General features: G+C 61.1%; 17 protein-coding genes. 9 read left to right on the top strand and 8 right to left on the bottom strand.

The genetic code is table 11. The features are described from left to right. The first annotated feature begins 396 nt into the window (after window positions 1–396). The 8 genes from acs (at window position 397) to AAFO90_RS05565 (ending at window position 9,795) form a co-directional block, all read left to right on the top strand. Entirely contained in the window at window positions 397–2,358 is a 1,962-nt protein-coding gene (gene acs, locus AAFO90_RS05600; RefSeq protein ID WP_274866348.1) for an acetate--CoA ligase, read from the top strand. A gap of 4 nt (window positions 2,359–2,362) precedes the next feature. Further along, the gene (locus AAFO90_RS05595; RefSeq protein WP_347508794.1) at window positions 2,363–3,046 is read left to right on the top strand and encodes an adenylate kinase; all 684 of its coding nucleotides are present in this window, start codon (window positions 2,363–2,365) and stop codon (window positions 3,044–3,046) included. Window positions 3,047–3,263: 217 nt separating this feature from the next. Continuing rightward, complete coding sequence (locus AAFO90_RS05590; protein ID WP_065270513.1) at window positions 3,264–3,548, top strand: DUF4212 domain-containing protein; 285 nt, start codon at window positions 3,264–3,266, stop codon at window positions 3,546–3,548. Between the two features lie 2 nt (window positions 3,549–3,550). Continuing rightward, window positions 3,551–5,332 (top strand): sodium:solute symporter family protein, encoded by a 1,782-nt coding sequence (locus AAFO90_RS05585; RefSeq protein WP_274839090.1) that lies wholly within the window; start codon window positions 3,551–3,553, stop codon window positions 5,330–5,332. 128 nt (window positions 5,333–5,460) lie between these two features. Then, entirely contained in the window at window positions 5,461–7,284 is a 1,824-nt protein-coding gene (locus AAFO90_RS05580) for a DUF294 nucleotidyltransferase-like domain-containing protein (RefSeq protein ID WP_347508793.1), read from the top strand. A gap of 25 nt (window positions 7,285–7,309) precedes the next feature. Continuing rightward, window positions 7,310–7,825 carry a hypothetical protein gene (locus tag AAFO90_RS05575; RefSeq protein WP_347508792.1) on the top strand — a complete coding sequence of 172 codons (516 nt, stop codon included), beginning with the start codon at window positions 7,310–7,312 and terminating at the stop codon, window positions 7,823–7,825. Then, window positions 7,825–9,279: a 3'-5' exonuclease gene (locus AAFO90_RS05570; RefSeq protein WP_347508791.1), complete on the top strand. Its 1,455-nt coding sequence runs from the start codon at window positions 7,825–7,827 to the stop codon at window positions 9,277–9,279. The genes AAFO90_RS05575 and AAFO90_RS05570 overlap by 1 nt, the downstream gene beginning before the upstream one ends. A gap of 15 nt (window positions 9,280–9,294) precedes the next feature. Beyond that, entirely contained in the window at window positions 9,295–9,795 is a 501-nt protein-coding gene (locus tag AAFO90_RS05565) for a flavin reductase family protein (RefSeq protein WP_347508790.1), read from the top strand. 97 nt (window positions 9,796–9,892) lie between these two features. On the opposite strand, the gene AAFO90_RS05560 is transcribed toward AAFO90_RS05565, so the two are convergent. The 7 genes from AAFO90_RS05560 to AAFO90_RS05530 form a co-directional block, all read right to left on the bottom strand. Further along, entirely contained in the window at window positions 9,893–10,879 is a 987-nt protein-coding gene (locus tag AAFO90_RS05560; protein WP_065270519.1) for an ABC transporter substrate-binding protein, read from the bottom strand. Window positions 10,880–11,097: 218 nt separating this feature from the next. Beyond that, complete coding sequence (locus AAFO90_RS05555) at window positions 11,098–11,943, bottom strand: ABC transporter permease (protein ID WP_274829054.1); 846 nt, start codon at window positions 11,941–11,943, stop codon at window positions 11,098–11,100. Next, window positions 11,940–12,857, bottom strand: a complete 918-nt coding sequence (locus tag AAFO90_RS05550; protein WP_347508789.1) for an ABC transporter permease — start codon at window positions 12,855–12,857, stop codon at window positions 11,940–11,942. Before AAFO90_RS05550 ends, AAFO90_RS05555 begins: the two co-directional genes overlap by 4 nt. Window positions 12,858–12,890: 33 nt before the next feature. Next, window positions 12,891–13,703, bottom strand: a complete 813-nt coding sequence (locus tag AAFO90_RS05545) for an ABC transporter ATP-binding protein (RefSeq protein WP_347508788.1) — start codon at window positions 13,701–13,703, stop codon at window positions 12,891–12,893. 68 nt (window positions 13,704–13,771) lie between these two features. Further along, the gene (hydA, locus tag AAFO90_RS05540; RefSeq protein WP_347508787.1) at window positions 13,772–15,226 is read right to left on the bottom strand and encodes a dihydropyrimidinase; all 1,455 of its coding nucleotides are present in this window, start codon (window positions 15,224–15,226) and stop codon (window positions 13,772–13,774) included. A gap of 38 nt (window positions 15,227–15,264) precedes the next feature. Beyond that, window positions 15,265–15,585: a hypothetical protein gene (locus AAFO90_RS05535; protein ID WP_347508786.1), complete on the bottom strand. Its 321-nt coding sequence runs from the start codon at window positions 15,583–15,585 to the stop codon at window positions 15,265–15,267. A gap of 57 nt (window positions 15,586–15,642) precedes the next feature. Continuing rightward, window positions 15,643–16,893 carry a Zn-dependent hydrolase gene (locus AAFO90_RS05530; RefSeq protein ID WP_347508785.1) on the bottom strand — a complete coding sequence of 417 codons (1,251 nt, stop codon included), beginning with the start codon at window positions 16,891–16,893 and terminating at the stop codon, window positions 15,643–15,645. A gap of 256 nt (window positions 16,894–17,149) precedes the next feature. Here AAFO90_RS05530 and AAFO90_RS05525 point away from each other — a divergent pair, with 256 nt between their 5' ends. After that, window positions 17,150–17,764, top strand: a complete 615-nt coding sequence (locus AAFO90_RS05525; protein WP_347508784.1) for a TetR family transcriptional regulator C-terminal domain-containing protein — start codon at window positions 17,150–17,152, stop codon at window positions 17,762–17,764. Window positions 17,765–17,851: 87 nt separating this feature from the next. Here AAFO90_RS05525 and preA read toward each other — a convergent pair whose 3' ends face one another. After that, entirely contained in the window at window positions 17,852–19,156 is a 1,305-nt protein-coding gene (gene preA, locus AAFO90_RS05520; RefSeq protein ID WP_274829050.1) for an NAD-dependent dihydropyrimidine dehydrogenase subunit PreA, read from the bottom strand. Window positions 19,157–19,191 lie beyond the last annotated feature (35 nt).

Here is a 19,191-nt window from a genome sequence, read left to right as displayed (position 1 = left end):
GGACGTTTTGCTGACAGCTCCGTGAGCCCACCTCAGAACCCGGCAAAAGGTACGGCGTGCGGATCCGCGCGCGATTTGCCGCATGTCCGTATCGACAGCAACCACCCCCTCCCTTCGGAAATCTTGCACAAAAGCCCCATACCCGCCCAGGCAGAGTGCCGGTATCGTTGACTCTCAATCACCCGTAAAAATTGGGTTTTGCACGGATTTCGCCCTGAAAATTTACAAGTGTAAGGCACACAGGAAATTCATTCACAAACAAATCGTTACTTTCCGGCCCCTTATTCACAAATTTTCAACTTTCCCTATTATGGCCATCGAGGAAGGAAACGGTTTGACACCCGGCCCCCGTGGCTGTCCGGTGACAAACTGAAGGGAAGTCAGGGAGGACACCAGATGACCACGCAGCCTGAAGGCAAAGTGTATCCGCCGTCGGACGACGTTGTTGCGCGCGCCCATGTGGACGCCGCCAAATACGAAGAGATGTATGCGGCCTCGATCGCAGATCCCGAAGGGTTCTGGAGTGAACAGGGCAAACGGATCGACTGGATCAAGCCTTTCACCTCGGTGAAGGATGTGAACTACAACTTCGGCAACGTGTCGATCAACTGGTATGCCGATGGCACGCTCAACGTGGCGGCCAACTGCATCGACCGCCATCTGGAGACCCGCGGCGACCAGACCGCCATCATTTTCGAGCCGGACGACCCGAACGAGGCCGCTCAGCACATCACCTACAAGGAACTGCATCGCCGCACCTGCCGGATGGCCAACATCCTGGAAACCATGGGTGTGCGCAAAGGCGACCGGGTCGTGATCTATATGCCGATGATCCCCGAGGCCGCCTATGCCATGCTGGCCTGCGCCCGGATCGGCGCCATCCACTCCATCGTCTTTGCCGGCTTCAGCCCCGATGCGCTGGCGGCACGGATCAACGGGTCGGACGCCAAGGTTGTCATCACCGCCGACGAAGCCCCCCGTGGTGGCCGCAAGACGCCGCTGAAATCCAATGCCGATGCGGCGCTGCTGCATTGCAAGGACACGGTGAAATGCCTGGTTGTGAAACGCACCGGCGGCCAGACCACCTGGATTGACGGGCGCGATTACGATTACAACGAGATGGCGATCGAGGCGAACGACTACTGCAAGCCCGCCGAGATGAACGCTGAGGATCCGCTGTTCATCCTCTATACCTCCGGCTCGACCGGTCAGCCCAAGGGCGTGGTGCACACCACCGGCGGCTATCTCGTCTATGCGGCGATGACGCATGAGATTACCTTTGATTACCACGATGGCGATATCTACTGGTGTACCGCCGATGTGGGCTGGGTCACCGGCCACAGCTATATCGTCTATGGTCCGCTGGCCAATGGCGCCACCACGCTGATGTTCGAAGGCGTGCCGACCTACCCCGACGCCAGCCGCTTCTGGCAGGTCTGCGAAAAGCACAAGGTCAACCAGTTCTACACCGCCCCCACCGCTTTGCGCGCGCTGATGGGCCAAGGCAACGAATGGGTCGAGAAATGCGATCTGTCCTCGCTGCGCCTGCTGGGCACAGTGGGTGAGCCGATCAACCCGGAAGCCTGGAACTGGTACAATGATGTCGTTGGCAAGGGCAAATGCCCCATCGTCGACACCTGGTGGCAGACCGAAACCGGCGGTCACCTGATGACCCCCCTGCCCGGCGCCCATGCGCTGAAACCCGGCGCAGCGATGAAGCCCTTCTTTGGCGTCAAACCGGTGGTTCTGGACCCGCAATCCGGCGAAGAGATCGAAGGCAACGGTGTCGAAGGTGTCCTGTGCATCAAGGACAGCTGGCCCGGTCAGATGCGCACCGTCTGGGGCGATCACGAACGGTTCGAGAAGACCTATTTCGCCGACTACAAGGGGTATTACTTCACCGGTGACGGCTGCCGCCGCGACGCAGATGGCGATTACTGGATCACCGGCCGCGTCGATGATGTGATCAACGTCTCCGGTCACCGCATGGGCACCGCTGAAGTCGAAAGTGCGCTGGTGGCGCATGCTGCAGTGGCCGAGGCCGCCGTGGTGGGCTACCCGCATGAGATCAAGGGACAGGGCATCTATTGCTATGTCACCCTGATGAACGACCGCGAGCCTTCGGACGAGCTGCTGAAGGAGTTGCGCTCCTGGGTTCGGACCGAGATCGGCCCGATTGCCAGCCCGGACGTGATCCAATGGGCACCCGGCCTGCCGAAAACCCGCTCGGGCAAGATCATGCGCCGCATCCTGCGCAAGATCGCCGAAAACGACTTTGCCTCGCTGGGCGATACCTCGACCCTCGCCGATCCGTCGGTGGTGGACGATCTGATCGCCAACCGCGCGAACAAGGGGTAACCGCATGCCGACCAATGTTATGACGCGCCCTGCAGTCCTGATCCTTCTCGGCCCTCCGGGCGCCGGGAAGGGCACACAGGCCCGCATGCTGGAGGAAAACTTTGGCCTGGTGCAGCTGTCGACCGGTGACCTGCTGCGCGCCGCCGTGGCTGCAGGCACCGAGGCCGGCAAGGCTGCGAAATCGGTGATGGAATCCGGCGGTCTGGTCTCCGATGAGATCGTGATCGCCATCCTGCGCGACCGTCTGGGTGAACCCGACTGCGCCAAGGGCGTGATCCTTGATGGTTTCCCCCGCACCGCCGTTCAGGCCGAGGCTCTGGATGCGCTGCTGTCCGAAACCGGCCAGAAGATCAACGCCGCCATCAGCCTTGAGGTCGACGACGATGCCATGGTGACCCGCGTCGCCGGGCGTTACACCTGCGGCGGCTGCGGCGAAGGCTATCACGACACCTTCAAACAGCCGAAAGTGGCTGGCACCTGCGACAAATGCGGCGGCACCGAGATGAAGCGCCGCGCCGATGACAACGCCGAAACCGTGGCAAGCCGTCTTGCGGCTTATCACGAACAGACAGCCCCGCTGATCGCCTATTACGACGGCAAGGGCGTGCTGCAGAAGATCGACGCCATGGGCCAGATCGATGCAGTCGCCGAAGGGCTGGCAAAGATTGTAAAGACCGCCGCGCCCTAGGCCCGGCCAAGACCCGGATCCCCGGTCGGCTCTGCGGCCGCCGGGGGGCCATCCCAAACCCTGAAATACCCGATGGACCCGCCAAAGCCCGCTTTGGCGACCAAAGGACTAATGCCTGATGGCTGCCCGTTTCAACGCGAGCAACGCAGGCAAACAGAGAAGGCTTGCCCAGCGCCCGGCGCAAAGCAGGCAGAACCCGTAGCAAGGAGGAGCCGCCATGGCGGACCACACAACCAATGCCGCAAAGGCAGCCGAGGCCGACAAGGGCTATTGGCAGGCCAATGTGCGCATCATTCTCATCAGCCTGGTGATCTGGGCTGTCGTTTCATTCGGTTTCGGCATTCTGCTGCGCCCGATGCTCTCGGGCATCGCCGTCGGCGGCACCGACCTGGGCTTCTGGTTTGCCCAGCAGGGATCGATCCTGGTCTTCCTGGGCCTGATCTTTTTCTACGCCTGGCGGATGAACCGTCTCGACCGTGAATTCGGCGTCGAGGAGGAGTGATCATGGATCAGTTTACCATCAACCTGCTGTTCGTGGGCGCGTCCTTTGCGCTCTACATCGGCATCGCGATCTGGGCCCGTGCTGGCTCCACATCTGAATTCTACGCGGCCGGCCGGGGTGTGCATCCCGTCACCAACGGCATGGCCACGGCAGCGGACTGGATGTCGGCAGCCTCCTTCATCTCGATGGCGGGTCTCATCGCCTTTACCGGCTATGACAACTCCTCCTTCCTGATGGGCTGGACCGGTGGCTACGTGCTGCTGGCTCTGCTGCTGGCGCCTTACCTGCGCAAGTTCGGCAAATTTACCGTGTCGGAATTCATCGGCGACCGCTTCTACAGCCCCACCGCGCGTATCGTGGCGGTTATCTGCCTGATCGTTGCCTCCACCACCTACGTGATCGGCCAGATGACTGGCGTGGGCGTCGCCTTTGGTCGTTTCCTTGAGGTCTCCAACACCGCCGGTCTGCTGATCGGTGCCTGTGTCGTGTTCGCCTATGCGGTCTTCGGTGGCATGAAGGGCGTGACCTATACGCAGGTCGCGCAATATGTCGTGCTGATCATGGCCTATACAATTCCGGCCATCTTCATCTCGCTGCAGCTGACCGGCAACCCGATCCCGGCGCTGGGTCTCTTTGGCGATCACGTTGCCTCGGGGGAGCCGCTGCTGGCGAAGCTGGACGCCATCGTGCGCGAGCTGGGTTTCAATGAATATACCGCCCACCACGCCGATACGCTGAACATGGTGCTCTTCACCCTGTCGCTGATGATCGGTACAGCCGGTCTGCCGCACGTGATCATGCGCTTCTTCACCGTTCCCAAGGTGTCCGATGCACGCTGGTCCGCAGGCTGGGCGCTGGTCTTCATCGCGCTGCTGTATCTGACTGCCCCGGCTGTTGGCGCCATGGCCCGTCTCAACATCACCGACATGATGTGGCCCAATGGCACAAACAGCGAAGCGGTCTCGGTCGAGCAGATCGAGAATGACGCCCGCTATGACTGGATGGCCACCTGGCAGAAAACCGGCCTGCTGGACTGGGAAGACAAGAACGGCGACGGCAAGATCCAGTATTACAACGACAAGAACGCCGAGATGCAGGCCAAAGCGACCGAGAACGGCTGGCAGGGCAATGAGCTGACCAAGTTCAACCGTGATATCCTCGTGCTGGCCAACCCCGAAATCGCCAACCTGCCCTCTTGGGTGATCGGTCTGGTGGCCGCAGGCGGTCTGGCGGCGGCGCTGTCTACTGCGGCGGGTCTGCTGCTGGCGATCTCTTCGGCGGTGTCGCACGACCTGATCAAGGGCTCGATCAATCCGAACATCTCGGAAAAAGGCGAGCTTCTTTCGGCCCGTGTTGCCATGGCGGTTGCCATCGCGGTGGCCACCTATCTGGGCCTCAACCCTCCGGGCTTTGCAGCGCAGACCGTGGCGCTGGCCTTTGGTCTGGCGGCGGCCTCGATCTTCCCGGCGCTGATGATGGGCATCTTCACCAAGGTGAACAACAAGGGCGCGGTTGCAGGCATGATCGCAGGTCTGCTGGTCACGCTGATCTATATCTTCCTGCATAAGGGCTGGTTCTTCATCCCTGGCACCAACAGCTTCACGGATGCAGATCCGCTGCTGGGCACCATCAAATCCACCTCCTTTGGTGCGGTTGGCGCGATGGTGAACTTTGCGGTGGCCTATTTCGTGTCCAAATCAACCGACGCCATCCCGGCCGAGATCGAAGAGCTGGTGGAAAGCGTCCGCATCCCGCGCGGTGCAGGGGCTGCCCAGGACCACTGATCGAGGGTTTCCTCCCCGGGCGGGCCGCCTCCCTCGGTATTATGGCCCGCCCTCTTTTCCTCACCATCCTGTCCGGGCACACTCGGGCAGGATGACTTTTATCCCGGCTTACGACACAGGCTTCTCCCATGCCCCTTTCCCCAGACGGTCTGATCCAGTTCCTGAAGACGGTGCACCCCTATGACAGCCTAGATGCCGCGCGCCTTGCGCAGCTTGCGCCGAAGTTCGAAGTGATCCACGCCAATGCGGGCGAAGAGATCTATGCCCTTGGTGCGCCAATGCAGGGTCTCTACCTCGTGCATCACGGCGAGGTGGAAGTCTTTGACGAGAATGGTATGGCCGTCTCCATCCTTGGGCCACGCAATTCCTTTGGCGAGCGTGGTCTCACCCGGGACGGCATCGCTGTTACCACCGCCTCTGCCAGCAACGAGAGCGCGCTTTTGCTCCTGCCGCGCGCCGATTTCGATGCGCTGATGCAGGCCGAACCCAAGGTCGCGCGCTTTTTCGACCGCCGCCGCCCGGGCGGACCTGCGCAAAGCAGCCTTGCCACCCGCCGGGTTGCTGATTTCATGGCCACTCAGCCGATCACCTGCTCCAGCGGCCTCACCTGTCAAAGCGCCGCGCAATTGATGCGGGAGCATCATATCTCCTCGGTTTGCGTGACCGATGGAGACACGCTGGAAGGCATTCTCACCAACCGCGACCTGACCGAAAAGGTGCTGGCAGAGGGCCTGCCCATCTCCACCCCCGTTGCGCGGATGATGACGCGCGATCCGCTGACGCTGCCTTCCTCAGCCATCGCATCCGATGTGCTGCACGCGATGATGGAGCATCGGATCGGCCATGTTCCCGTGGTGGATGCGGGCAAGCTGTCGGGGATTGTCACCCAGACCGACCTGACGCGCCTTCAGGCGATGAGCTCGGCCGATATGATTGCCGAAATCGCCAGCGCCACGGATGCCGCTACCATGGCCCGCGTCACCGCCCGCATTCCGGCCCTGCTGATGCAGCTGGTGGCAGGTGGCAACCGGCACGAGGTGGTCACCCGCCTGATCACCGATATCGCCGATGCCGCCACCCGGCGCCTGCTGAAACTGGCCGAAGAGCGCCTTGGCCCGCCGCCCGTGCCTTACCTGTGGCTGGCCTGCGGGTCGCAGGGGCGGCAGGAACAGACGGGGGTTTCGGATCAGGACAACTGCCTGATGATCGATGATGCCATGCAAGAGGATGACGCCCCCTATTTCGAGGCGCTGGCGCAATTTGTCTGCGACGGGCTCAATACCTGCGGCTATGTCTATTGCCCCGGCGACATGATGGCGACTACCCCGCGCTGGCGTCAGCCCCTGCGCATATGGCGGCAGTATTTTGATGGCTGGATCAAGACCCCCGATCCCATGGCGCAGATGCTGGCTTCGGTGATGTTTGACCTGCGCCCCATCGGCGGCAACCGTGATCTGTTCAACGGATTGCAAGAGGAAGTGCTGCAGGCGGCCAGTGCCAACTCCATCTTTACCGCCCATATGATTTCGAATTCGCTGAAACACACGCCGCCGCTTGGTCTCTTGCGCGGGATTGCCACTATCCGCTCGGGTGAGCATCGCAATACGCTGGATCTGAAACACAATGGCGTGGTGCCAGTGGTCGATCTGGGGCGGATCTATGCCTTGCAGGCGCGGCTCACCCCGGTCAACACCCGTGCCCGGCTGGAGGCGGCGGCGCTGACCTCGGCTCTGAGCCCTTCCGGCGCGCGGGATCTGCTGGATGCCTATGACCTGATTGCCGAAACCCGGCTGACCCATCAGGCAGACCAGATTCGCAGCGGTACAGCACCCGACAACTTCCTGGCGCCCTCCGATCTGTCAGATTTTGAGCGAAGTCACCTGCGCGACGCCTTTGTTGTGGTAAAGACCATGCAATCGGCGCTGGGACACGGCAAGGGAATGCTGGGCTGAGGCCCGCAACGAGGGAGGAACACGGATGTTTCTGGAACTGATCGCGGTGATTTTTGCCGGTATTGCCGTGGCAGGCGTCGTCATGCTGGCGGGACGGATCAGCGGCGGACGGCTGCCAAAATGGCTGGCGCCTGTGGCCGCCGCCCTGGCAATGATCGGCGTTACGATTGCTTCGGAATACGGCTGGTACGATCGCACCCGCGCTTCCCTGCCCGATGGGGTCGTGGTGGCTGAAACCGGTCAGAACCGCAGCCTTTACCGGCCCTGGACCTATCTTGTGCCCTATACCGAGCGGTTCGCCGCGGTTGATGTGGCCAGCGCGAAAAGCCATGCCGAGCTGCCCGGGCAATATCTGGCAGAGGTCTATTTCTTTGGCCGCTGGTCCCCTGTCAGCACCCTGACCGCGCGGCTGGACTGCACCGGCTGGCGCCGCGCCGTGGTGGCCTCGGGCGGCGCCTTTGGGACGAATGATGCGACGGTTGACTGGATCACCCCGCCCGAAGACGACGGCCTTCTGACCACATTCTGCGGAGCGGTCTGATGCTGACACGGCTGAGCCTCAGACTGCGGATTTTCCTGTTTTTCTGCCTGATCGCGCTTGCCGCAATCGCCGCCGTCGTGGTCGCCCTGTGGATCGGTTATACCCGGGCCGCCGCGCCAGAGCTTTTGGATGCCTTCGTGTTTTCCGGCGCGCTCAGCCTCTTTGCCATCCTTGGGATTTGCGCCGGGATCTGGCTTCTGTTTGATGAAAACGTCGCCAAGCCGATCGAACGGCTGGCCGCGCATCTGCGCGCACGGGCCCATGGTGGCGTCACTTCCGCACTGGATCAGAACACGGCGCGCTATCTTGGCGATCTGGCCCCGGCCGCCTCGGATCTGGCCGGACAGCTGGGCGCCGCGACCCTCTCCACCGCCGAGGCCATCGCCCGTGAGACCGCGCGGCTGGAGGCGGAAAAGGCCCGGCTGACAACGCTGCTTTCAGAGGTGCCCGTCGCCACCGTCATGGCGGCGCCCGACCACCGGATCGTTCTTTATGACGCGCAGGCCGCGGCGGTTCTGTCGCAGATTGCCCCTGCCCGCCTAGGCGCCTCGCTCGGTGACTACCTCGAACGCGGCCCGCTGGAGGCCGCCCATAAGAAGATGATCCGCACCGGCAAGGAGGTCAGCGCCCGTATCACCGGCACCGATGGGCGCCAGACCTATGGCGTGCAGCTGAAACCGCTCGGGGATTCGCATGGCTATGTGGTGATCTTTGACAGCGCCGAGGCGGAAATCCCACCCGAGGCCGCCCGCCCGCTGATCTATGATTTTGCCCTGCTCAACCCTGAGGCGCGGAGGATCGAGGACAGGCCCCTGTCCGATCTGTCCTTTGCCGTGTTTGACACCGAAACCACTGGTCTGCTGCCGCATAAGGACCACGTTGTGCAGTTGGGTGCGCTGCGGGTTCTGCGCGGCCGCATCGTCGAAGGTGAAACTCTGGACCTTCTGGTCAATCCCGGTGCGCCGATCCCGGCGGCCTCCACCCGGGTGCACGGTGTCACCGATGCCATGGTGAAAGACGCCCCCGACATCACAAGCGTTTCTGCCACCTTCCATCATTTCGCGACGGACGCGGTAATCGTCGCGCATAATGCGCCCTTTGACATGGCATTCCTGCGCCGCGCCGCCAAAAAAAGTGGCCTGACATGGGATCACCCGGTGCTGGATACGGTGCTGCTGAGCGCGGTCCTGTTCGGCGCCTCGGTACCGCATACGCTGGATGCACTCTGTGAGAGGCTGGATGTGAGCATCCCGGTGGCGCTCCGGCATACCGCGCTTGGCGATGCCCGCGCCACGGCCGAGGTCCTGTGCCGGATGCTGCCGATGCTGGAGGCGCGCGGGTTTACCACGTTGGGGGATGTGATCGCGCAGACACGCCAGCACGGTCGTCTTTTGCAGGACCTGAACCCTGTGGACAAACAGGGCGACGCATGGCAGGTCGGGAGCAAGACCTGACAGAAGGCGCGCGACATGCCGGAAACCACAATCACCCCCGGCCCGGAGACCCTCCGGGCCTATCGCGACGCACTGGGATGTTTCGCGACTGGCGTCACCGTGATCACCACCTTGACGGAAAACGGGCCGCTGGCGATCACCGCCAACAGTTTCACCTCGGTGTCGATGGATCCGCCCCTTCTGCTCTGGTGCCCGGCGCGCAGTTCCCTGCGGCACGATGCCTTTGTTTCGGCGCAGCGATTTTCCATTCATGTGATGGCGCGGGACCAACTGGATCTGGCGATCCATTTCGCGCGCAGCGGCGATGATTTCGCCCCGGTCGATTGGCAGGCCGCCGAGGATGGGACACCACACCTTAATGGAGTGATTGCCCGGTTTGACTGCGCCGCCCACAGCGCCCATCACGCGGGCGATCACACGATCATCCTCGGCCAGGTGACCGGCTTCACCAGGCAGGCGGGCAAAGGGCTGGTTTTCAAACAGGGGCTTTACGGCGGGTTCCTGGAACAATCCTGAGGCGCCAGCCCAGGCTTCACCCACACAGGCATGAAAAAACCCGCCACTGCAGAGCGCAGCGGCGGGTCATTTTAATCCGGGCCGTGCCCGAAAAGCCTTATTTCAGGGCTGCATCGGTGATGGCATGGGTCCAGGCGCCTTCGGGCGTCTTGGTGATCACAGGGGCAGAACCGCCTGTCAGCAGGGTTTCAACCGTACGCTCATAGTCGGCCACATCCAGCGCGCCGTTGCTGCCTGCGGTCAGCTTGGCAACTTCGCTCATCATGCGCTTCTGGTGCATTTCGGTCTGTGCGCCCGAGGCGTCGTTGTCCAGAACGATCTCAGCCGCTTCATCCGGGTTCGACTCGGCGTATTTCCAGCCTTTCATCGAGGCGCGTACGAAACGCTCCATCTTGTCGGTGAAGGCTTCGTCGCTGAGGTTTTCCTCAAGCACATAAAGACCGTCTTCCAGCGTCGCGACACCCTGATCTTCGTACTTGAAGGTCACCAGCTCATCCGGGGAGACGCCTGCGTCGATGACCTGCCAGTATTCGTTATAAGTCATGGTCGAGATGCAGTCGGCCTGACGCTGCAGCAGCGGGTCCACGTTGAAACCCTGCTTCAGCACTTCGACGCCCATCTCACCCTTGCCTTCGGTGGAGATGCCCAGCTTGCTCATCCAGCTCATGAAGGGGAACTCATTGCCGAAGAACCACACGCCCAGGGTCCGGTTGGCCAGGTCCGCAGGCTCGGAAATGCCGGTGTCTTTCCAGCAGGTCAGCATCATGCCCGAGGATTTGAACGGCTGTGCGATATTGACCAGCGGCAGGCCCTTTTCGCGGGCGGCAAGCGCGGCAGGCATCCATTCGACGGTCACGTCAGCGCCGCCACCTGCGATCACCTGCGTCGGAGCGATGTCCGGGCCGCCGGGCAGGATGGTGACGTTCAGGTCTTCTTCTTCGTAAAACCCTTTGTCGAGCGCCACGTAATAGCCAGCGAACTGTGCCTGTGTCACCCATTTCAACTGCAGCTTAACGTCGTCGGCTGCCTGCGCGGCTCCGGCTGCGCCAAGCGCCAGCGCGGCGGCTGTCAGAATGTGTTTCATTGGTAGGTTCTCCCTGTTGTTATGGATAGAGCTTGCGCGAATTTGACCATTTGTTCAAAGTTTTTTTACTATATCAAACTTGGGCATCGCTGCCCGCGCGCAAGGATTAAGCAGCGCGCTGCGCCCATGTTATGCGCGGCATTTTTACCGTTCAACCATGGGCCGCAGCGCCGTTCTTGCCACCACCCGAAGAGGTATTCCGGGTGGTGGATGGATCTTCAGCCCCGCTGCGAAGGGTGCCAGAAGGTCAGTGTTTTCTCGACCAGTGCGATCACGCCGTAAAAGGCGGACCCGGCCAGCGCGGCCACCAGGATTTCGGCCCAGACCATATCCAGCGCCAGTTGGCCGACACTGGTGGAAATCCGGAAGCCCATGCCCACGGTGGGTGAGCCGAAGAACTCCGCAACGATTGCGCCAACCAGCGCCAGCGTCGTGGAAATCTTCAGACCGTTGAAGATGAAGGGCAGCGCGGCCGGCAGGCGCAGCTTGAAAAAGCTCTGCCAATAGCTCGCCGCGTAGGTCTGCATCAGGTCGCGCTGCATGGCCGAGGTTTCCCGAAGACCGGCAACCGTGTTCACCAGCATCGGGAAAAAGACCATAACCACCACAACTGCCGCCTTGGACTGCCAGTCAAAGCCGAACCACATCACCAGAATGGGCGCGGTACCAACAATCGGCAGGGCCGCGACAAAGTTGCCCACGGGCAGCAGCCCCCGGCGCAGGAAGTCGCTGCGATCCACAGCCACCGCCATCAGCAGCGCTGCCACGCAGCCCATGATGTAGCCGGACAAGGCGCCCTTGATGAAGGTCTGGGAGAAATCCTGCCAAAGGATCGGGATCGAGGTCGCAAAACGCGCCGCGATCAGCGAAGGCGCAGGCAGGATCACCATGGAGACCTCAAGCCCCCGCACAAGCAGTTCCCAGACGATCAGCACGGTCACGCCAAAGATCAGCGGAACGGCCAGTTTCACAGCTTGCGTCTTGGCCGCGGGACTATTGGCCAAACGGCTGTTGATCCACCAGCCCGCAATCCAGACCAGAGCAGCAAAAACAACTTCGATCATGCGCTCATCCCCATGCGTTTAAGAACAACCCGTTCGATCAGCCCCAGAAGCGCCACCAGAAGCGCCGCAAGAATGGCCGCTGCGAACAGCGCCGACCAGATCTGCACCGTCTGCCCATAGTAGCTGCCCGCCAGAAGCCGCGCGCCAAGGCCCGCAACCGCGCCAGTCGGCAGTTCCCCGACGATGGCACCCACCAGCGAGGCAGCGATGCCGATCTTGAGCGAAGCAAAGAGATACGGCAGCGAGGACGGCAAGCGGAGCTTCCAGAAGCCCTGCGATGTGCTCGCACTGTAGGTCTTCAACAGGTCGAGTTGCATGCTATCGGGGCTGCGCAAGCCCTTTACCATGCCAACAACGACCGGGAAGAAACTGAGATAGGCCGAGATGATCGCTTTTGGCAGGATTCCCTGCACGCCTATGGAATAAAGCACCACGATGATCATTGGTGCCAGAGCGATGATCGGAATGGTCTGGCTGACAATGGCCCAAGGCATCACCGACATATCCATCACTCTGGAATGCACGATACCGACCGCCAACAGAATCCCGAGCCCCGTGCCGATGGCAAAACCAAGCAGCGTCGCGGAGAGCGTCACCTGCCCGTGGTAGATCAGGCTGCGTTTCGAGGTGACCTTTTTCTGCACCGTGGTTTTCCACAGCTCTGCCGCGACCTGATGCGGCGCGGGCAGACGCGGGCGGTCCTGCGCCCAGGTGTCACCAATGGCAAAAGTGTTCTTCGCCACCAGCCCAAAGGTGCCCATGTCACGGCGTTCCTTGGCAGTCGCCGGGGTGATTTCGGCCCCTGCCCGTTCTGCCTGATCCAGAACGCCCTTGATGTTCATCGGAACGCAAGCTGCATACCAGAAGGCAATGATAGCGGCGACAACGGTGAGAACGGCAAAAAAGCTTTTCATGCCCTGCCCTCCCCATTAGGGTTCAACGTGGGGTTATGCGTCATCGGAATGCCCCGCGCGCAGACCCTCGCGCACCCGGTGCGCGATGTCGATAAATTCCTGACTGTCACGAATATCGAGCGGCCGTTCCTTTGGCAGGGTGCTTTCGATCACATCGGTGATCCGGCCCGGACGCGGCGACATCACCACGATCTTGGTGCTGAGGTACACCGCCTCGGGGATCGAGTGGGTGACAAATCCGATGGTCTTGTCCGTACGCGCCCAAAGCTTCAGCAGCTGTTCGTTGAGGTGATCGCGCACGATCTCATCCAGCGCGCCAAAGGGTTCGTCCATCAACAGGATATCGGCATCAAAGGCCAACGCGCGGGCGATACTGGCCCGCTGCTGCATCCCGCCGGACAATTGCCAGGGGTATTTGCCGCCAAAACCGGAAAGTTCCACCAATTCAAGAACCTGCGCGACGCGCTTGTCCCGCTCTTCCCTGGAGTATCCCATGATCTCAAGCGGCAGCTTGATGTTCTTGGCGATGGTGCGCCAGGGATAAAGACCCGCCGCCTGAAACACATAGCCATAGGCGCGTTTCTGGCGCGCCTCATCCGGGGTCATGCCGTTGACGGTGATGCTGCCGCCGGTCGGGTGTTCCAGCGCCGCCATCACCCGCAAAAAGGTGGTCTTGCCGCAGCCCGAGGGGCCGATGAAGCTGACGAAATCGCCCTTGTTGATGGTGAGGTTTACATCCTTCAGCGCCTGCACCGGCCCGTCGTTGGTTTCAAACACCAGGTCCAGGTTGCGCGCTTCGACGACGGCCTGGGGGGATCCGGCCTGGGTAGTCGTTTCGTTGTTCATGTCGTTGCCTTAATAGGACGGGAGGCCGGGCCACCATGTGCGGAGGCCCGTCTCCTGTTTGATACCAATTACACGCCGGTCGCCGGAATACCGGACCGTTCCACCGGACGCGGCGCGGACAGCTCTTTCCAGGTCGACAGCGCCTTGTTGACGGTGGTGTTGGCCTCACGTTCGACGAATTTGCCGTGGCCTTCCTGCGTGCGGATCTCCCCGTCGTAGACGGCGACATGGCCGCGCGTCAGGGTAAAGCGCGGCAGGCCTTTGACCTCTTTGCCTTCAAAGACGTTGTAGTCGATGGAGGACTGCTGTGTCTCGGCGCTGATGGTCTTGGTCTTGTTCGGGTCCAGAACCACCAGATCGGCATCGGCGCCCACCAGAACCGCACCTTTTTTCGGATAGCAATTCAGGATCTTGGCGATGTTGGTCGAGGTGACGGCCACGAATTCATTCGGCGTCAGGCGGCCGGTTTCAACACCGTGGGTCCACAGCATCGGCATACGGTCTTCAAGGCCGCCGGTGCCATTCGGGATCTTGGTGAAATCGCCAACGCCATAGCGTTTCTGCTCGGTCGAGAAGGCGCAGTGGTCGGTGGCCACGACCGACAGCGAGCCGGACTGAAGGCCCGCCCAGAGGCTGTCCTGATGCTTTTTGTTGCGGAACGGCGGCGACATCACCCGGCGGGCGGCGTGATCCCAGTCCTGGTTGAAATACTCGCTTTCATCCAGCGTCAGGTGCTGGATCAGCGGCTCACCCCAGACGCGTTTGCCCTGCATGCGGGCGCGGCGGATGGCCTCGTGGCTGTCCTCGCAGGAGGTATGCACCACGTAAAGCGGCACACCGGCCATATCGGCGATCATGATGGCACGGTTGGTGGCCTCGCCCTCAACTTGCGGCGGGCGGGAATAAGCGTGCCCCTCGGGGCCGTTGTTGCCCTCGGCCAGCAGTTTGGCACTCAGCTCGGCCACCACATCGCCGTTTTCAGCGTGCACCATGGCGATACCGCCCAGTTCCGACAAGCGCTGGAACGAGGAGTACAGCTCATCATCGTTCACCATCAGCGCGCCTTTATAGGCCATGAAATGCTTGAAGGTGTTGATGCCGCGGGTTTCGATCACGGTCTTCATCTCGTCAAAGACCTGCTCGCCCCACCATGTCACGGCCATGTGGAAGGAATAGTCGCAGTTGGCGCGGGTCGATTTGTTGTCCCAGCGTTTCAGCGCATCCAGCAGGCTTTCGCCCGGGTTCGGCAGGGCAAAGTCGACAACCATGGTGGTGCCGCCCGCCAGCCCTGCGCGGGTGCCGCTTTCGAAATCATCCGAGGAATAGGTCCCCATGAAAGGCATTTCCAGATGGGTGTGCGGGTCGATCCCGCCCGGCATCACGTAACAGCCGGTCGCGTCCAACTGCTCGTCCCCCTTCAGATCGGGGCCGATTTCGGTGATCACACCGTTTTCGATAAAAACGTCGGCCTTGTAGGTGAGGTCAGCCGTGACGATGGTCCCGTTCTTGATGACTTTACTCATGGTTTCTAACTCCCTGTTATTTATATGTTCGATCCGTTTCAGACTGAACTGAAACAACCGATTGCATGTCCGTGTACGCCGATGTCGAGCGGGCCGAAAACAGATTCAACGCAAAGCGAGAAGTAGCCCGCCAGCGGCAGATATATCACCCGGTAGTCGCCATTCGGCTGGGTGACGGCCCAACAGTCCTGCGTCAGGCCGCCGGAAAAATTGACGGTGACCACTTCCGGCTCGCACAGCGCGCTGCGAAAGGCGGCAAGGGTTTCAAAGCCCACGTTACTGGTGATCGGGAATTCGGCGACCTCCGTCTCGATCAGATGTTTGATCCGATCGGGGATGGAGAGGTCGGCGCTGATCACCGTAGGACCATCCGCCGCAACAGCAGGGTCCGGAACATGGGCTTGAAGGTCACCGGATTATTCCACGAGCTCAGCAGTTTCGACCACGGCGTGGAACAGGACGTTTGCCCCTGCTTCGGCCCAGTCCTTGCTGATCTCTTCGGCTTCATTGTGGCTTAGCCCGTCGACACAGGGGCACATGACCATTGCGGTCGGTGCCACGCGGTTGATCCAGCAGGCATCATGGCCGGCGCCCGAGATAATGTCGAGGTGGGAATAGCCCAGCCGCTCGGCGGCGCTGCGCACTGCCGTCACGCAGGCATCATCGAATTTCACCGGATCAAAGCCGCCGACTTTTTCGAATTCGATCTGCACGCCCATGGCATCGGCGATTTCCTGTCCCTGCTCGCGCAGGCGCAGTTCCATATCCTCGATCACCTCAAGCTCGGGGCTGCGGAAATCGACAGTGAAAACCACTTTGCCGGGGATCACGTTGCGCGAATTGGGGAAGACATCGATATGACCAGCCGCGCCAACCGCATGCGGCGCATGGGACCATGCGATTTCGTCCACCGCATCCAGCACCCGCGCCATGGCAAGGCCGGCATTGCGGCGCATCGGCATCGGGGTCGACCCGGTGTGCGCATCCTTGCCGGTGATCGTCACCTGCGTCCAGCTCAGCCCCTGCCCATGGGTGACAACGCCAATATCCTTGCCTTCGGCCTCAAGGATCGGGCCCTGTTCGATATGCAGTTCAAAGAAGGCGTGCATCTTGCGGGCACCAACTTCTTCGTCGCCGCGCCAGCCGATCCGCTTCAGCTCATCGCCAAATTTCTTGCCTTCCGCGTCTTCGCGGTCATAAGCCCAGTCCTGCGTATGGATCCCCGCAAAAACCCCGGACGACAGCATCGCCGGAGCGTAACGGGTGCCTTCCTCATTGGTGAAATTGGTCACCACAATGGGGTGTTTTGTCTTGATATTCATATCGTTGAGCGAACGGATTAATTCGAGGCCGCCCAGAACACCAAGCACACCGTCGTATTTGCCGCCCGTCGGCTGGGTATCAAGGTGCGAACCCACATAGACCGGCAGCGCATCGGGATCGGTGCCTTCGCGGCGGGCAAACATATTGCCCATCTGATCGAGCCCCATGGTGCATCCGGCATCCTCGCACCATTTCTGGAACAAGGCGCGCCCTTCGGCATCTTCATCGGTCAGGGTCTGACGGTTGTTGCCGCCCGCAACGCCGGGGCCGATCTTGGCCATCTCCATCAGACTGTCCCACAGCCGATCGCCATTGATCTTCAGATTCTGTCCAAGCGACGTCATCGCAGCTTCCTTCCTGTTGGTCCCGTCTGTTTTGCGGGCTATTTTTGGCTTGGCGCCATTTTGGTGGCTTTGAAGCGTTGGTCAAAGTCTTTTCGGACCGGATTTGACCAACTGGTCAAACTCAAGCTACCATGAGGGCGCAGTCAGTCAAGAAATTGCGTCACAAGGACTGGGAAAACACTTGGTTTACAGGTGAAATGTGTGAAATAGAGGCGTTCTTCCGACGCCCGGACACCCAAGGACAGAAAACCCGCCAATGCCCAAGGACAGATCCCCAACCCGCATTCAGAAAAAGAATCGCGCCGCCATCCTGGACGCCGCGCTTGAGGTGTTTTCCACCCATGGTTTCCGCGGCGCCACCGTGGATCAGATCGCGGGTGAGGCCGGGCTGTCGAAGCCAAATCTGCTGTACTATTTCCCGTCGAAAGAGGCGATTTTTACCGCGCTGCTCTCGGAACTTCTGGATACCTGGCTGGATCCCTTGCGGGAACTGGATCCCGAGGGTGAGCCGCTGGAGGAAATGCTGGCCTATGTGCAGCGCAAATTGCAGATGAGCCAGGACTTCCCCCGCGAAAGCCGCCTGTTTGCCAATGAAATCGTACAAGGCGCGCCGCGTATGCTGGAGGCGCTTTCGACCGATCTGAAACAGCTGGTCGAGGAAAAAGCCGCTGTGATCCAAGGCTGGATGGACGAAGGGAAACTGCAGCCCAGCCACCCCAAACATCTGATTTTTTCGATCTGGTCGCTGACCCAGCACTATGCGGATTTCGACGTTCAGGTCCGCACCCTGATGGGAGAAGAAGATCCGTTCGAGGCAGCACCTGCGTTTCTGGATACCTTCTATCGACGCATGCTGACGCCAACGGGTTAAACCACGTCGCACCACCCGAAACAGAAAAAGGGGCGCCCGCACCGGGCGCCCCTCTTTATTTGTTATCAGAATGTTAAGGGCGAAAGCTCACTCAGCAGCCGTGGCCGAGGGGTTGTTCGGATGCGTCGTCCAGTTGGCGTATTGATCCGACACCACCTTGCCCGTGCGCAGATCGACCTGACCGGCGGGCACCTCTTCCATGGTGATGCAGCCTTCGACCGGGCAGACGTTGACACACAGGTTACAGGCGACGCATTCGTCATCTTTCACCGTGAATGTGCGGTCTTCGCTCATCTCGATGGCCTGGTGCGAGGTGTCTTCGCAGGCGGCAAAGCAGCGACCGCATTTGATGCAGTCATCCTGGCTGATCTTCGCCTTGGCGACATAGTTCAGATCCAGATACTGCCAGTCGGTCACGTTCGGAACCGCCATGCCGATGAAGTCCTGGGTCGAGGTGTAGCCCTTTTCGTCCATCCAGGTGGACAGGCCCGAGATCATCTCTTTCACCACGTTGAAGCCATAGGTCATCGCCGCGGTGCAGACCTGAACGTTGCCCGCGCCAAGCGCCATGAATTCAGCCGCATCTTTCCAGGTGGTGACGCCACCGATGGCCGAGATTGGCAGGCCATGTGTCTGCGGATCACGGGCGATTTCCGCAACCATGTTCATGGCAATCGGCTTTACCGCCGGGCCGCAATAGCCACCGTGGGTACCCTTGCCGCCGATGGTCGGCTCGGGCGCCATATTGTCGAGGTCAACCGAGACGATGGAGTTGATGGTGTTGATCAGACTCACCGCATCGCCGCCGCCTGCCTTGGCCGCGCGGGCCGGGAAGCGCACATCGGTGATGTTCGGCGTCAGCTTCACGATCACCGGCTTGGAATAGTATTTCTTGCACCATTCCGTGACCATCTGGATGTATTCCGGCACCTGCCCCACGGCAGAGCCCATGCCACGTTCGGCCATACCGTGCGGGCAGCCAAAGTTCAGCTCGATCCCGTCGGCACCCGTGGCTTCGACCTTGGGCAGGATCGCCTTCCAGGCTTCTTCCTCGCAAGGCACCATGATGGAGACGATCACCGCGCGGTCCGGGTAGTCCTTCTTGACGCGGGTGATTTCCTCAAGGTTGGTCTCAAGGCTGCGGTCGGTGATCAGCTCGATATTGTTGAGACCCAGCAGACGCCGGTCCGCGCCCCAGATCGCGCCATAGCGCGGCCCGTTGACGTTGACCACCGGCGGGCCTTCGGAGCCGAGGGTTTTCCAGACCACACCGCCCCAGCCAGCCTCAAAGGCGCGGCGGACGTTGTATTCCTTGTCGGTCGGCGGCGCCGAGGCCAGCCAGAACGGGTTCGGAGATTTGATCCCCAGAAATTCAGTTGTCAGATCAGCCATTTATCTGTTCCTTTTCATGCTCGCCTGCCGTCCCT

Origin of the sequence: Phaeobacter sp. CAU 1743 (assembly GCF_039839315.1) — a bacterium.
Classification (GTDB): domain Bacteria; phylum Pseudomonadota; class Alphaproteobacteria; order Rhodobacterales; family Rhodobacteraceae; genus Phycobacter; species Phycobacter gallaeciensis_A.
The sequence above is the reverse complement of the archived record's forward strand: the minus strand, read 5'-3'. Positions and strand labels throughout refer to the sequence as shown.